The sequence below is a fragment of the Streptomyces sp. NBC_00358 genome (genome assembly GCF_036099295.1).
In the GTDB taxonomy this organism is placed as follows: Bacteria; Actinomycetota; Actinomycetes; order Streptomycetales; family Streptomycetaceae; genus Streptomyces.
In genome coordinates this window covers 3,153,388-3,168,612 of record NZ_CP107976.1, presented here as the reverse complement: position 1 = coordinate 3,168,612, position 15,225 = coordinate 3,153,388, and the positions used below count along the sequence as shown (strand labels likewise).

Annotated in this window: 12 protein-coding genes and 2 pseudogenes; 11 read left to right on the top strand and 3 right to left on the bottom strand. The window is 71.4% G+C overall.

From position 1 onward, the window contains the following. Positions 1-9: 9 nt before the first annotated feature. Together OHT01_RS13065 and OHT01_RS13060 are read left to right on the top strand one after the other, a co-directional pair. Positions 10-1,260, top strand: coding sequence for a sensor histidine kinase (locus OHT01_RS13065; RefSeq protein ID WP_328553310.1), 1,251 nt, complete (start codon positions 10-12; stop codon positions 1,258-1,260). Then, entirely contained in the window at positions 1,250-1,885 is a 636-nt protein-coding gene (locus tag OHT01_RS13060) for a response regulator transcription factor (protein ID WP_328553309.1), read from the top strand. The genes OHT01_RS13065 and OHT01_RS13060 overlap by 11 nt, the downstream gene beginning before the upstream one ends. 13 nt (positions 1,886-1,898) lie before the next feature. Here the strand turns inward: OHT01_RS13060 and glgX are convergent, their stop codons facing one another. Then, a complete protein-coding gene (gene glgX / locus OHT01_RS13055; RefSeq protein ID WP_328553308.1) occupies positions 1,899-4,208 on the bottom strand; it encodes a glycogen debranching protein GlgX in 2,310 nt (769 codons plus the stop codon). Between the two features lie 151 nt (positions 4,209-4,359). On the opposite strand from glgX, the gene OHT01_RS13050 reads away from it, so the two are divergent. From OHT01_RS13050 to OHT01_RS13025, 6 genes are all read left to right on the top strand, one after another. Further along, positions 4,360-5,589 (top strand): L,D-transpeptidase, encoded by a 1,230-nt coding sequence (locus tag OHT01_RS13050; protein WP_328553307.1) that lies wholly within the window; start codon positions 4,360-4,362, stop codon positions 5,587-5,589. A gap of 182 nt (positions 5,590-5,771) precedes the next feature. Next, positions 5,772-7,022 (top strand): L,D-transpeptidase, encoded by a 1,251-nt coding sequence (locus OHT01_RS13045; protein WP_328553306.1) that lies wholly within the window; start codon positions 5,772-5,774, stop codon positions 7,020-7,022. A 146-nt stretch (positions 7,023-7,168) separates the two neighbouring features. Then, positions 7,169-7,936 carry an enoyl-CoA hydratase/isomerase family protein gene (locus OHT01_RS13040; protein ID WP_328553305.1) on the top strand — a complete coding sequence of 256 codons (768 nt, stop codon included), beginning with the start codon at positions 7,169-7,171 and terminating at the stop codon, positions 7,934-7,936. Between the two features lie 365 nt (positions 7,937-8,301). Next, on the top strand, positions 8,302-8,805 hold the full coding sequence (locus tag OHT01_RS13035; RefSeq protein WP_328553304.1) for an ATP-binding protein: 504 nt from the start codon (positions 8,302-8,304) through the stop codon (positions 8,803-8,805). Between the two features lie 427 nt (positions 8,806-9,232). Then, positions 9,233-10,072, top strand: a complete 840-nt coding sequence (locus OHT01_RS13030; RefSeq protein WP_443043389.1) for a polysaccharide deacetylase family protein — start codon at positions 9,233-9,235, stop codon at positions 10,070-10,072. Then, entirely contained in the window at positions 10,072-11,268 is a 1,197-nt protein-coding gene (locus OHT01_RS13025) for a YVTN family beta-propeller repeat protein (protein WP_328553303.1), read from the top strand. The genes OHT01_RS13030 and OHT01_RS13025 overlap by 1 nt, the downstream gene beginning before the upstream one ends. A gap of 44 nt (positions 11,269-11,312) precedes the next feature. On the opposite strand, the gene OHT01_RS13020 is transcribed toward OHT01_RS13025, so the two are convergent. Then, positions 11,313-11,948: a GNAT family N-acetyltransferase gene (locus tag OHT01_RS13020; protein WP_328553302.1), complete on the bottom strand. Its 636-nt coding sequence runs from the start codon at positions 11,946-11,948 to the stop codon at positions 11,313-11,315. A gap of 55 nt (positions 11,949-12,003) precedes the next feature. Here OHT01_RS13020 and OHT01_RS13015 point away from each other — a divergent pair. The 3 genes and pseudogenes from OHT01_RS13015 to OHT01_RS13005 form a co-directional block, all read left to right on the top strand. Next, a pseudogene (locus tag OHT01_RS13015) lies at positions 12,004-12,745 on the top strand (MerR family transcriptional regulator). A gap of 60 nt (positions 12,746-12,805) precedes the next feature. Beyond that, positions 12,806-13,018 (top strand): EF-hand domain-containing protein, encoded by a 213-nt coding sequence (locus OHT01_RS13010; protein WP_328553301.1) that lies wholly within the window; start codon positions 12,806-12,808, stop codon positions 13,016-13,018. Between the two features lie 96 nt (positions 13,019-13,114). After that, a pseudogene (locus OHT01_RS13005) lies at positions 13,115-13,822 on the top strand (NADPH-dependent F420 reductase); the annotation flags it as partial. A gap of 22 nt (positions 13,823-13,844) precedes the next feature. Here OHT01_RS13005 and OHT01_RS13000 read toward each other — a convergent pair. Then, positions 13,845-15,020 (bottom strand): N(5)-(carboxyethyl)ornithine synthase, encoded by a 1,176-nt coding sequence (locus tag OHT01_RS13000; RefSeq protein WP_328553300.1) that lies wholly within the window; start codon positions 15,018-15,020, stop codon positions 13,845-13,847. Positions 15,021-15,225: the final 205 nt, after the last annotated feature.

The window sequence follows — 15,225 nt, the reverse complement described above, 5'->3', positions numbered from 1 at the left end:
ACTGGCTGCATGACCCAGGCCGAACAACCGGAGCGCAGGGCCTTCTTCGATCTCTGGGGGCCCTACGCGCTGCTCGCGGTGGGCGTGTTGACGGCGGCCGGTTCGGCCCGCGCGGTCGGGATGACACCGGCCGCGATACGGGCCGCCGGTGTGCTGGTGGCCGCGTCCCTGCTGCTCCAGCTGTTCTGGGGGCGGGCGGCCCGCGGGTGGTCGGGGCCCGGCCGCGGGAGCGCGACGCTGTACTTCACCCGCTGGGCGCTCGGGTTCGCGCTCACCTGGCTCAACCCCTTCTTCGCCTTCTACGCCGTCACCGGCTACTACAGCGCCGCCCGCCAGCTGACCCGCCGGCTGATGCTGCCGGGACTCTTCCTGACCGCCCTCACCATGGCGGGCAGCGAGATCGGCGGTATGCCGCCGCGCGGCCTGCTGTGGTGGCTCGGCTTCCTCGTGGTGTTCGGCGCCAACCTCGGACTGGTGGCCCTCTTCAACCGGTTCAACGTGCAGGAGCAGGCGCACGCCCGTACCCAGGCCGAGACCATCGCCGAACTCGGCCGCACCAACGCCGCGTTGCAGCGGGCCCTCGAAGAGAACGCCGCCCTTCACGCCCAACTCCTCGTCCAGGCCCGGGAGGCGGGCGTCGCCGACGAACGCCGGCGCCTCGCGGCCGAGATCCACGACACCATCGCCCAGGGCCTGACCGGCATCATCGCCCAGCTCCAGGTCGCGGCGAACACCCCCGATCCGGCCGCCGCCCGCGACCGTCTCGCGCGCGCCGCCGACCTCGCCCGGCACAGCCTCGGTGAGGCCCGCCGCTCCGTCCAGAACCTCGCACCCGCGGCCCTGGCGGACGACGGGCTGCCCGAGGCACTGAAGAAGACCGTCGCGGAATGGGGTGAACGCACCGGCATACGCGCCGAGTTCACTGTCACCGGCACCAGCGAGCAGCTTCACATCGAGGTCGCCGCCACCCTCCTGCGCATCGCCCAGGAGGCTCTCTCGAACGCCTCCCGGCATGCCCGCGCCGGCCGTGTCGGGGTGACACTGAGCTTCATGGGCGACGAGGTGACCCTCGACGTGCGCGACGACGGCCGCGGCTTCGACCCGCTCGCGCTCCCCGCCCGCACCGGCGCCGGCGGCTTCGGCCTCGACGGAATGCGCGCCCGCGCCGAACGGATCGCCGGCTCCCTGACCGTGGAGACCGAACCCGGCCACGGCACGGCGCTGTCGGCTCGCGTACCGTTGGTGCGCCATGGCCGATGACCCCCGGATCTCCCTGCTGATCGTCGACGACCATCCCGTCGTACGGGACGGTCTGCGGGGCATGTTCGAGTCCGCGCCCGGTTTCGCGGTCCTCGGGGAGGCCGCCGACGGAGTGGAGGCGGTGTCGCTCGCGGCGGACCTCGACCCGGACGTCGTGCTGATGGATCTGCGGATGCCCGGCGGCAACGGCGTCGACGCCATAGCCGAACTCGCCCGCCGGGGCGCCCGGGCCAAGGTCCTCGTGCTGACGACGTACGACACCGACTCCGACACCCTGCCCGCGATCGAGGCGGGCGCCACCGGCTACCTGCTCAAGGACGCGCCCCGCGACGAACTGTTCACGGCGGTCCGCGCGGCCGCCGAGGGCCGTACGGTGCTGTCCCCGGCGGTCGCCTCCCGGCTGGTCTCGGCCGTACGGGCGCCCGCCGCCGAGTCGCTCTCGGCCCGCGAGCGCGAGGTGCTGGGGCTGGTCGCCAAGGGCACCTCCAACCGGGAGATCGCCCGCGTCCTGTTCATCAGCGAGGCCACGGTCAAGACCCATCTCACGCACCTGTACGCCAAGTTGGGCGTCAAGGACCGCGCGGCGGCGGTGGCGACGGCGTACGACCGCGGAATCCTCGGCTGACCGGGCCCCGCCCTCAGCAGACCTTCAGCAGCAGCACGGACCGCGCCGGCACCGTGATCGCCGTCCCCGCCCGGTGCACGACCCCGGGCGCCTCGCCCTGTTCCTCGCGCGAGGTGTCCACGACCACCTCGTAGCGCGCGGCCCAGGGCGCCCCCGGCAGGTCGAAGCTCTCCGGCCGGTCCCCGGCGTGCAGCACGGCGAGGAAGCTGTCGTCGACGACCGGGGTGCCCCGCGCGTCCCGGCCGGGGATGTCCCGGCCGGACAGGTACATCCCGAGGGTCGCGGCGGGCGCGTACCAGTCCCGTTCCGTCATCTCGGTGCCCCGGGCGGTGAACCAGGCGAGGTCCCGCAGCCCGTCGACGGAATGGGCCCGCCCGGAGAAGAACGCCCGGCGGCGCAGCACGGGATGCTCGTGCCGCAGTGCGATCAGCCGGGACGTCAGCTCGAACAGCGCCCGCCAGCCGGGGACTTCGAGCTGCGACCAGTCGACCCAGCTGATCTCGTTGTCCTGGCAGTAGGCGTTGTTGTTGCCCCGCTGGGTGCGTCCGAACTCGTCCCCGGCGACCAGCATCGGCACCCCGGTCGACAGCAGCAGCGTGGTCAGCAGGTTCCTCAGCTGCCTTCGCCGCAACGCCTGTACGCGCTCGTCCTCGCTCTCGCCCTCCGCGCCGCCGTTCCAGGCCCTGTTGTCGTCCGTGCCGTCCCGGTTGCCCTCGCCGTTGGCCTCGTTGTGCTTGCGTTCGTAGGACACGAGGTCGCGCAGGGTGAAACCGTCGTGCGCGGTCACGAAGTTGACGGAGGCGTAGGGACGGCGTCCGCCCCAGGCGTACAGGTCGCTCGACCCGGACAGCCGGTAGCCCAGATCCCGCACGTCGGGCAGGGCCCCGCGCCAGAAGTCCCGGACGGCGTTGCGGTAGCGGTCGTTCCACTCCGTCCACAGGGGCGGGAAGGCGCCCACCTGGTAGCCGCCCGAGCCCACGTCCCACGGTTCGGCGATCAGCTTGACCCGGCGCAGCACGGGGTCCTGCGCGATCACCGCGAGGAACGGCGACAGCATGTCGACGTCGTGCATGGACCGGGCCAGGGCCGCCGCCAGGTCGAAGCGGAAGCCGTCGACGCCCATCTCGGTCACCCAGTACCGCAGCGAGTCCGTGATCAGCCGCAGCACCTGGGGCTGCACCACGTGCAGGGTGTTGCCGCAGCCGGTGTAGTCCGCGTAGCGGCGGGCGTCGGACTGGAGCCGGTAGTAGCCGCGGTTGTCGATGCCGCGCAGCGACAGCGTCGGGCCCAGTTCGCCCGCCTCCGCGGTGTGGTTGTAGACCACGTCGAGGATGACCTCGATCCCGGCCGCGTGCAGCGCCCGCACCATCCGCTTGAACTCGCCGACCTGCCGCCCGCCCGTGCCGGAGGCCGCGTAGGCCGCGTGCGGGGCGAAGTAGCCGATCGAGTTGTAGCCCCAGTAGTTCTTCAGGCCCCGGCGCAGCAGGTGGTCCTCGTGCGCGAACTGGTGGACCGGCAGCAGCTCGACCGCCGTCACCCCGAGGTTCACCAGGTGCTCGATCGCCGCCGGGTGCGCCAGTCCCGCGTACGTGCCGCGGAGTTCCTCGGGGATCCCGGGGTGCAGACGGGTGAATCCGCGCACGTGCAGTTCGTAGATCACCGAGTCCGCCCACGGGGTCTTAGGGCGGTGGTCGTCCGACCAGTCGTCGTCGTCCTGGACGACGACACCCTTGGGGACGAAGGGCGCCGAGTCGCGGTCGTCGCGCACGGTGTCGGCGACCTGCTGCTGGGGCCAGTCCCGGACGTGCCCGTACACCTCCGGGGGCAGGCTGAAGTCGCCGTCCACGGCACGGGCGTACGGGTCGAGGAGCAGCTTCGCCGGGTTCCAGCGGGCGCCGGTCCACGGGTCCCAACGGCCGTGCACCCGGAAGCCGTAGCGGCGCCCCGGGAACACGCCGGGGACGAAGCCGTGCCAGATCTCGTGGGTGAGTTCGGTCAGCGGTACGCAGGTCTCGGCGCCCTCCTCGTCGAAGAGGCACAGGTCGACGGCCTCCGCCCCGCCCGCCCACAGCGCGAAGTTGGTGCCCGTGGTGCCGTCGGGCCCGGTCCGGAAGCGTGCCCCGAGCGGAGTCGGGGCACCCGGCCACACGGACACGGGTGGCGCCGCGGGGCGCCTAGAGCCGTTCACCGCGGGAGCGGCGGGCTCCGTGGCGGGCGGTGCGGCGGTGGACTGCCCCAACGGGTCCGTGACGGTCTGCGCGGGCAGCCCGCCGCCCGCGGCACGTCCCTCGTGGACCGCCTCCTGCTCGGGTGCGCTCGACACCGGTCAGCCTCCCACGGCTCGTGTGACGGCTCGAAAAAGGGTGCACGGCGTCCCGGCCGCAGCTCCTTGTCGCGTCGTCCTCCCCACTGTTCTGCCCAGAGCGTGGCTCGCACTCACGTTTCCCCGGAGGGGCGGCGTCGTTGGGTCCCTTGTGAAGCACGTACAGACGCGCGCGCGGCGCGCAGGGGCCGCGCTGGCCGCCGTACTGACCTGGGCCGGCCTGCTGGCCGGAGCCTCCGGCTGCTCCTCCGGCGGGATCTCGAAGGGGATCGGCGAGGCGTTCGGCAAACCACGCTCGCCCGAGGACGCCATCCATGTCTCCCCCGACGACAACACCAAGGGCGTACGCCCCCAGGAGCCGCTGGTGGTGCGGGTGCCCGGCGGGCGCCTGGAGTCCGTGAAGGTCGTCAGGTCCCAGGACGCCGAGGAGTCCCCGGTGCCGGGGCGCATCAGCGACGACGGCCTGTCCTGGAGACCGGACGGGACGCGGCTCGCGCTGGCCGCCAAGTACACCGTCGACGCGGTGGCCCTGGACGGGAGCGGGCACCGCTCGGCACGGCACACCACGTTCACCACGGCCGTCCCCGGCCAGCGGTTCATCGGATACGTCACCCCGGAGGACCGGTCCGTGGTGGGCACCGGAATGATCGTCTCCCTCCAGTTCAACCGGGAGATCGAGAACCGGGCCGCCGTCGAGCGCGCCATCCGGGTGCGGGCCGTGCCGGCGGTGGACATCCGCGCCCACTGGTTCGGCGACGGCCGCCTCGACTTCCGCCCCGAGCGGTACTGGAGGCCGGGCACGAAGGTCACCGTGTCGCTGCGGCTGCGTGACGTCGAAGGGGCACCGGGGGTGTACGGACTCCAGTCCAGGACCTTCTCGTTCACCGTCGGCCGCAGCCAGACCTCGCTCGTCGACGCGAGCGCGCACACCATGGAGGTGCGCCGCGACGGTGACCTCATCGCCACGGTCCCGATCACGGCGGGCGCGCCGAAGTCGACGACGTACAACGGGAAGATGGTCGTCACGGAGATGCTCGAAGTGACCCGGATGAACAGCCGGACCGTCGGCTTCGGCGGCGAGTACAACATCCCCGACGTTCCGCACGCGATGCGCCTGACCGACTCCGGGACCTTCCTGCACGGCAACTACTGGGCACCGGACGCCTTCGGCAACACCAACGTGAGTCATGGCTGCGTCGGTCTGCGGGACGTGAAGGGCGGCAGCTCGGACACCCCGGCGGGCTGGTTCTTCGACCGCAGCCTCATCGGGGACGTCATCGAGGTCGTGCACAGCAAGGACAAGAAGGTGGCCCCCGACAACGGACTCGGCGGCTGGAACATGGGATGGAAGGCGTGGAAAAGGGGTGGGGCGGTGAAGTAACCCGATATAAGGGTATGCGCACGGTGGGCTCCAGCCGCGCCCCGCACGGCCGAAGTTGGGACTGAACGGTGACCTCCCCGGGGATCCATCGCTCCTGGTCGTGTGATTAATTAGCGCGATACGCGCGTGGGACGCGCTGGAGTGCGGGCCTGCTCACAGGCCGTGCGAGGGGAGAGACAATTTTGAACGGGCGACCGATATCGGGGGCGTCGGTTGGCGCGCGGACACACAAGAGCAAGGGAATCCTGGCGCTGCTGCTGGGAGTTCTGCTGCTCGCCGTGACCGCCTGCGGCGGGGGAGGGAGTTCGGACCAGGGGTCCGGCTCCGGTGACGGCAAGGGCAAGAGCTCCAGCGGCACCGCGGACACCAAGGCCTCGCAGGCCGTGGTGACCATCGCCCCGAAGGACGGCGCCGCCGACGTGAAGACCAGTGGCGCCCTCAAGGTGACCGCGGTCAAGGGCAAGTTGACCGAGGTCGCCGTCGAGGACACCAAGGGCAACGCTGTCAAGGGCAGCATCACGGACGGGGGCGCCACCTGGACGCCCTCGACCCACCTCGCCGCGGCCACCAAGTACAAGGTCCACGCGGTGGCCAAGGACGCCGGGGGCCGTGAGGCGGCCGAGGAGGCCGCGTTCACCACGCTGACCCCGAAGAACACGTTCGTCGGCATCTACACGCCGGAGGACGGCTCGAAGGTGGGCGTCGGGATGCCCTTCTCGATCCACTTCACCCGGGGCATCACGCACCCCGACGACGTCAGGAAGGCCATCACCTTCACGACCGAGCCGGCGGTCGACGTCGAGGGCCACTGGTTCGGCAACGACCGTCTCGACTTCCGTCCCGAGCACTACTGGGCGGCCGGGACGAAGGTCACCGTCCACTTCAACCTCGACGGTGTCGAGGGCCGCCCCGGTGTCTACGGCAAGCAGGCCAGGACCGTGAAGTTCACGATCGGCCGCAGCCAGGTCAGCACCGTCGACGCCAAGACGCACAAGATGGTCGTCAGGCGGGACGGCAAGGTCCTCAGGACGCTCCCGATCACCACGGGCAAGCTGGGCTACGAGACCTGGAACGGCCAGATGGTCATCAGCGAGCGCCTTGAGGTGACCCGCATGAACGGCGAGACGGTCGGTTACGGCGGCGAGTACGACATCAAGGACGTGCCGCACGCCCAGCGCCTGACCAACTCGGGAACCTTCATCCACGGCAACTACTGGGGTGGCGGCGCCTTCGGCAACTACAACGCCAGCCACGGCTGCGTCGGTCTGCGTGACGTGCGCGGCGGCTACGACAGCAAGGTGCCGTCGGCCTGGTTCTACAACAGCTCGATGATCGGCGACGTGGTGATCGTGAAGCACTCCCACGACAGGACGGTCGCCCCGGACAACGGCCTCAACGGCTGGAACATGTCCTGGTCGGACTGGACCAAGTAGCCGCTCCCGAGAGGTCCGGCCCATCGCGCCGGTCCGGTCCGGCCCATCGCGCCGGACCGGACCGGACCACCGCTGCTCGACGGACCCGGTGTGCTGTGACCCAGCACACCGGGCCCGTTGCCGTTAACGGCCACTAACCTGCTTCCATGACTGTGCATCTCGAAGTGGCCGAAGGCGTGGGGACCATCCGCCTGGACCGCCCTCCCATGAACGCCCTGGACATCGCGACGCAGGACCGCCTCAAGGAACTGGCCGAGGAGGCCGCGGTCCGGCCCGACGTCCGCGCGGTGGTGCTGTACGGCGGGGAGAAGGTGTTCGCGGCGGGCGCGGACATCAAGGAGATGCAGGCCATGGACCACGCCGCGATGGTCGTGCGGTCCCGGGCCCTGCAGGACTCCTTCACCGCCGTCGCCCGCATCCCCAAGCCGGTCGTCGCCGCCGTCACCGGGTACGCGCTCGGCGGTGGCTGCGAACTCGCCCTCTGCGCCGACTACCGCATCGCCGGGGACAACGCCAAGCTGGGCCAGCCCGAGATCCTGCTCGGCCTGATCCCCGGCGCCGGCGGCACCCAGCGGCTGTCCCGGCTGATCGGCCCCTCCAAGGCCAAGGACCTCATCTTCACCGGCCGGATGGTCAAGGCCGACGAGGCGCTCGCGCTCGGCCTGGTCGACCGCGTCGTCCCCGCCGACGAGGTCCACAGTGCCGCGCACGCCTGGGCCGCCCGGCTCGCGCAGGGGCCGGCCATCGCGCTGCGCGCCGCGAAGGAGTCGATCGACGCGGGCCTGGAGACGGACATCGAGACCGGACTGGCCATCGAGCGGAACTGGTTCGCGGGCCTGTTCGCGACGGAGGACCGCGAGCGGGGAATGCGCAGCTTCGTCGAAGAGGGCCCCGGCAAGGCGAAGTTCCTCTGAGTCCTCCGTCGCGCCGGAGGGGGACACGGCTTCCCGGTGTCCCCCTGCGGCGGGCCGACGGCCGCCTCGACGGCGGATTTTCCTCGCGTCATTTCTGCTGATCCACTTGCAGTTGACGCCATGTCTTATCCGGCGTCCCCCGATGGGACGGTTTATCCCAGGCTTAAGGCAACCTTAAGCGCGTCTTGTCGGGGAGCGTCGGCCATTGCCCCGGACGGGCTCGTTCCGGCAGGTCGGACGGACCCCCGCCGACCCTGAAGTGCCTCCGGCATATGCCGATCGGATGGTGTGGAATGTCGCGTTCCGGGGGGCGTATTCCTGTGGAACGGCCCCGAAGGGGGTTCTGGGCGGCCATGATGGGGGGCATGGCGGGGCTGGAGGGTATCGAACAGCCGCGGCGGCACGTCAGTGCGACCGCGGCGCGCTGGACGCCTGCGGTCGAGGACGAACGGGCGCTCAAAGCGCTGGAGTTGTTCGGCAATCCCACCGAGGGCGAGGTGCCGTTGCCGTCCCGTCCGGAGTCCGCCGCCACCGCGCGGCGGCTCACCCAGGTCGTGGTGCTGCGGCACTGGGGTCTGTCCCCGAAGATGACCGAGGACGCGGTCTTACTCGTCTCCGAACTCGTGGGCAACGCCGTACGTCATACCGGCGCCCGCGTCTTCGGACTCCGTATGCGCCGCCGCCGCGGCTGGATCCGTATCGAGGTCCGTGACCCCTCCCGCGGCCTTCCCTGTCTCATGCCGGTCCAGGAGATGGATCTGAGCGGGCGGGGCCTGTTCCTCGTCGACAAGCTCTCCGACCGCTGGGGCGTCGATCTGCTGCCCCGGGGCAAGACCACCTGGTTCGAGATGCGCGTCGCCGACCGCTGATCCGACCCCTGTGTCCGACCCCGCCCCTGCGCCTGCCCGCCCCCGCGCGCGAGCCCCGAGGCGTGGACCCCGTTCGCGTGAGCCCGGGTTCACCCAGGTCCTGTCCGCGGAGGTCCTGTCCGCGGAAGCCCGGCACGCGGAAACCCGGTACGCAGAAGCCCCGGCCGCGTGGCAGCCGGGGCTTGAGGGGCGTCGCGGAACGGAATGGGGTGTGAACCGCGCCGCCGGCGACAACCGTGGCCCGGGTCAATGGGTGGAGGTCGCATCGCCGACTATCGCAGACCCCGCCGACTGATCCAAAAGCAGGGGATCCCGCTCCGTTTCGCGGGCCTGCCACCCCCGTATCCAGAAGCCGCAGAGCGACCCGCACCACCACCCGGCCAGACCAATCGCCGGTTTTTCGGCCGATTCACCCTTAAATGGTCCGGTGACCACGCCCGCCGAAGACCACGCAGCCGCCACCCCGCCCCGGCGCGCGGCCCTGCTCACGGGACTCGCGCTCACCGCAGGAACCCTCGCCGCCGGAGTCACCGCAGGCTGTTCCAGCACGCGAGCCACCCACCCCCACGCCCTCACGACACCCCCGGCCGCACCCAGCGCACCCCCCGCCACGGCGACCCACGGAGCCCCCGTACCCGCCACCGCCCCCCGCCGCTATCCCGCCCAGCCCTCCGAGATCACCCACGGCCCGCGCACCCAGCCGTCCAGGGTGGCCCTCACCTTCCACGGCCAGGGCGACCCCGCCGTCGCCGAATCGCTTCTCGGCGAGGCGGAGAAGGCCGGCGCCCACGTCACCGTCCTGGCCGTCGGAAGCTGGCTCGACGAGCACCCCGGCCTCGCCCGCCGCATCCTCGACGGCGGCCACGACCTCGGCAATCACACCCTGCGCCACCTCGACATCAACGCCATGTCACCGACGGAGGCGGCCGCGGAGATCCGGGGCTGCGCGGACCGCCTCAAGCGGCTCACCGGCTCGATCGGCACCTGGTTCCGGCCCTCCCGGAGCCCGCGGGCCTCCCCCCTGGTCCAACGCCTCGCCCGCGACGCGGGCTACCCGCACACGCTCTCCTACGACGTCGACTCCCTCGACTACACCTCGCCGGGAGCCGCCGCGGTCACCCGCAAGGTCCTCGCCGAAGTCCGCCCCGGCTCCGTCGTGAGCATGCACTTCGGATACGCCGACACGGTCGCCGCCCTCCCCGCCCTCCTGCACGAACTCGACCGGCGCGGCCTGCGCGCGGTCACCACCACGGAGCTGCTGAGCTGATGCTGACGCCACCCTCCCCCCTGCACCGTGTCCTGATCGTCGGCACCGCCCTGACCGCGCTCGCGGCCCTCGCGGGCTGCGGCGGCCCGTCCAGGGGCCACTCCGACGAGGCCCTCGGCACCAAGGCCGCCGTCATGCCCGCCCAGCCGAAGGTGCGCACGGTCCAGGGGCTGCCCGGCATGCCGCCCCTGCTGGACCCGACGGACGTCTACGCCGCCGACCGCGCGAACCGGTTCTCCCCGGTCGTCAAGGACTTCCCGTCCCGCGTCTACGTGCCCAACACCAACTCCAACACGGTCTCGGTCATCGACCCGAAGACGTACGAGGTCATCGACACGATCCCGGTCGGCGTCCAGCCCCAGCACGTCGTCCCCTCCTGGGACCTGAAGACCCTGTGGGTCAACAACGACCGGGGCAACACCCTCACCCCCATCGACCCGAAGACCGGCAAGGCGGGCAAGCCGGTCGACGTGCACGACCCGTACAACCTGTACTTCACGCCCAACGGCAAGTACGCGATCGTGATGGCCTCACTCGACCGTGAACTGGTCTTCCGTGACGCGCACACCATGAAGACCGTCAAGACGGTGCCCGTGAGCTGCTACGGCGTCAACCACGCGGACTTCTCCCCGGACGGCCGCTACTTCATCGTGTCCTGCGAGTTCAGCGGCGAACTCCTGAAGGTCGACACCGAGCGGATGAAGGTGATCGGCCAGCAGAAACTCCCGTTCCACGGGGCGATGCCCCAGGACGTGAAGATCTCCCCGGACGGCAAGAAGTTCTACATCGCCGACATGATGGCCGACGGCGTGTGGGTCCTGGACGGCGACAAGTTCACCGAGCCCAGGCTGCTGCACACCGGCAAGGGCGCGCACGGCCTGTACGTGAGCCGGGACTCGCGCGAGATGTACATCTCCAACCGGGGTGAAGGCACCATCTCCATCTTCGACTTCACCCAGGACCGGCTCACCAAGAAGTGGCGCCTGCCCGACGGCGGCAGCCCCGACATGGGCGGGGTGTCGGCGGACGGCAAGGTCCTGTGGCTCTCCGGCCGCTACAACTCCGAGGTGTACGCCATCGACACCCGCACCGGCGTCCAGCTCGCCCGCATCAAGGTCGGCAGCGGTCCGCACGGCCTCGCCGTCTACCCCCAGCCCGGCCGGTACTCGCTCGGCCACACCGGCATCTTCCGCTAGCCCCACGCCCGTTGACCTCTCGACCTGTCCACCTGTCGACCCGTTCAGCGGACGCTGAGCAGCGCCTCCGCGCCGACGGGACGGTAACCGGCCGCCTGGAACGCCCGCAGACTGCGGGCGTTCCCCGTCGCCACCTGCGCCCAGACCGGCTCCCCCGCGAGGTGCCGCGCCGCCGTGGCGAGCGCCCGGCCCAGCCCCCGGTGCCGTACGTCCTCGTCCACCTCGACCGCGATCTCCAGGCGCCCTCCGATCCCGCGCCCGAGGACGAGGACACCGCCGTCCGCGGCCCACACCCGCACGTCGTCGCGCCGCCTGAGGGACCCTGCGGCCCGGGGGTGGGCGAGGCCGTCGGTCTTCGTGAGCGCGAGGGCCGCGGGACCGGGGAGCGGGGCGGCGACGGACAGCAGGTCGATCGTGTCGTTCGACCGCCCCGTCCGCTCCATGAAGGCGGTCAGGAACCGGGGATTGAGGGTCGCGGCGAGCGGGTCGCAGTCGACGGCCCCCAGCGCCTCGCGCACCCACGCCTCGTCCTCGTCGGTGAAGACGACGGAGTGCGCGGTGAAGGCGAGGACCCCGGCGTCGCGGGGCGAGTGCTGGCGTACGACCGTGGTGGCGCCGTCCGGAGCCGGCAGGACCCCGCGGGCCGCCGCGTCGAGAATGCCGCGCAGAGTACCGGGCATGATTGTCCCCCCGACGCTTGAGTCTCCACCCACTGGAAGGCCCACACTCGCAGACATGATCGACGACGGCACCGGCCTTTTCACCATCGGCGAACTGACCCGCAGCACCGGCCTCACCGTCCGGACCATCCGCTTCTGGTCGGACGAGGGCGTGCTGCCCCCGGTCGCCCGGTCCGCGGGCGGCTACCGCCTGTACGACGCGGGGTCCGTGGCCCGCCTGGAGCTCATCCGGACCCTGCGCGAACTCGGTCTCGGTCTCGGGGAGGTGCGCGGGGTGCTGGCGGGCGAGACGACGGTGGCGGAGGTGGCGGCCGCCCATGTGGCCGCGCTGGACGAGCAGATCAGGTCGCTGAAGGTGACCCGGGCGGTGCTGTCGACCGTGGCGCGACGCGGGTCGACCGCGCCGGAGACGGCACTGGAAGAGGCCGGAGCGGCTCTCGGCCGCCGAACGCGGGTGCACCATGGACGACTTCACGGAGGACTCCGGGGCCGGGCCGGGCACGCGCGTGCGGTTCATGAGCCGGCGGGTGCGACGGGTGCGACGGGTGCGGTCGGTGGGCGAGGCGCCGGAGCGGGGGGCCGGACTCGGGTCGCCGGAGGCGGACGCGGTGCTTCGCGGACCGCTCGGCTGCACCGTCCGGGGCGCCGTCCGGGCGTGTATCCGATCCGCGGTGCCCGCGGAGAGGGCCCGCTCCCGGGAGTCGAGCGCACCGGTCCGCGGCAGGGAACCGCCGTCTGCGCGCCGTGACGGCGTCACCTGGGTGGTCGCCGCACCGCGCGCTCTCGCGGACCGTTAATCTGACCTCCGTACACAAGGCAGTAACGCATGCAGTGATGCACGACGAAGGGGCGGATCGGTGGCCGACATCGAGGAAGCACGCAAGCAGTTCGAGCGGATCGATACGGACGGCGACGGGTTCATCACCGCGGCCGAGTTCAAGACCGCTCTCGCCCAGGGCGGCGACTGGAACGTCACCGAGTCGGTGGCGGAGGCCGTCATCGCCACCCGCGACCTCAACGGCGACAAGGTCCTCTCGTTCGACGAGTTCTGGACCCACCTGAGCAAGTGACGCTCTCCGAAGGGGCGCCCGCCGGAAGACCGGCGGGCGCCCCTTCGGCTCACCCGGACGCCGTACGCCCGGAATAGGGCATCCGCCTCCGGAGTTGGTCATGCCCATCAGGAGCACCAAATCCGGAAGGGTCTGACTCTCATGAAAATCGGCATCATCGGCGCGGGCAACATCGGCGGCAACCTCACCCGGCGGCTCACCGCCGTCGGACACGAGGTGTCCGTCGCCAACTCACGCGGTCCCCACACGCTCGGCGCGCTCGCCGAGGAGACCGGGGCGACCCCCGTCACGGTCGAGCGGGCGGCACAGGACGCCGACGTGGTGATCGTCACGATTCCGCTCAAGGCGGTGCCGAACCTGCCGGACGGCATCCTGGACGGAGCCGCCGAGGGCGTCGCCGTGATCGACACCGGCAACTACTACCCCCAGCAGCGCGACGGCCGGATCGCCGGGATCGAGGACGACGGCCTCACCGAGAGCCGCTGGACGGCCCGGCAGCTCGGCCACCCGGTCGTGAAGGCCTTCAACGGCACCTTCGCGCAGGACATCCTGGACCGCGCGCGCCCGGCCGGCGCCCCCGACCGCATGGCCCTCCCGGTGGCAGGCGACGACGGGGCGGCGAAGCGGCGCGTGCGCGACCTGATCGACGAGATCGGCTTCGACACCGTCGACGCCGGCGGCCTGGACGACTCCTGGCGCCAGCAGCCCGGCACGCCCGTCTACGGCCTCCAGGAAGGCGTCGACGCGGTGACGAAGGCACTGGCGGAGGCGTCTCCGGAGCGTCCGGCGGACTTCCGCGGGTAGCCGGCCCACCCGCTCCGCACGATCATCGGACCGCTGGGCTCAGCGCGGCCGCCGGGATCATCGGAGTGTGCGGGTAGTCGGCCGACCGGTGCTGGAAGGAGAGGATCTTCGGGTTCTGGACGACGCCGTCGCGGATCTCGATGGCCTTCCTGAGCGTGACGTCGTCGTCCCATGCCGCCGGGCCGCTCATGACCTTGCGCAGATAGGGCAGCAGCGCCTCGCTGATTTCCCAGGTGGCGGAGTTCCACAGGTGGGACGGGCTGTGATCGACCGCGTAGTAGTGGCAGCCCGCTCCCACGGTGGGCATGGGATCGCCGAAGGTGGTCGGACGGGCCCAGTCGAAGCCCATGCCCTCGTCGCAGGCGACATCGACGAAGAAGGTCCCCGGCCGGAACAGGGCCAGTTCCTCTTCGGTGACGAAGGTGAGCGGCGCGTCGGTGTCCTGCAGGACACAGTTGACGATGATGTCGAACCCGGCCAGGTACTCCGCGAGCGGCACCGGCCCGGCCGGGGTGGCGGCCTGCAGGCGTGTCGGGTCGTCCGCCCGCTCCTCGAAGTGGCCCATCACGACCGAGGGCATCGGCGAGGCGACCGCCGCGGCGGCGCGCTGGGTGAGCACCGTGACGTCGGAGACCCCCATGGCGCCCAGGCCCGTGACGGCTCCGCGGGCCGTGGCGCCGAAGCTGATGACCACCGCGCGCATGCGGCGCCCGTAGCTGCCGGTCAGCCCGCCGAGCTGCAGGGCGTGCAGCACCGAGCAGTAGCCCGCGAGCTCGTTGTTCTTGTGGAACACATGCACGCTGAAGGCGCCCGTGGAGGTCCAGTGGTTCATGGCCTCCCACGCGATCAGCGTCAGCCGCCGGTCGATGGCGAGCTGGGTCATCTTCTCGTCCTGCACGCAGTGCGGCCATCCCCACAGCACCTGGCCGTCGCGCAGCTCGGCGACGTCGTCGTGCGTGGGCTTGGGCAGCAGGATGACGTCGCACTCGGCGACGAGCTGCTCACGGGAGCGCAGGCCGGCGACGAGCGGGCGCAGCGCGTCGTCCGCGACGCCGAACCGCAGGCCGTAGCCCTGTTCGAGGAAGATCCTCCGGCGCAGGTCAGGGGCGATGCGTTCGAGGTGGCTGGGGTGCAGCGGCAGGCGGAACTCGTTCTCCTTGCGGGAGGAGGCGAGTACTCCGAGGCTCATCGGACTCATGTGGGGCGGCTCATTTCCGGCCGGACGCGATGTGCTCCGGCCTTGCCGTTCCCCGAGGGCGACGCCGCGATGGATGGCGGCGTGCGAAATGCGCTCGGTATCGCCACCGTACTCCGGTCCCGGCCACCGACGGCCCACCGCTCGTTTGAGCCGGGGGAGGGCGACTGCGTGTTTCCGGGTGCGGGAAAGTCCCGCGGATCACCGC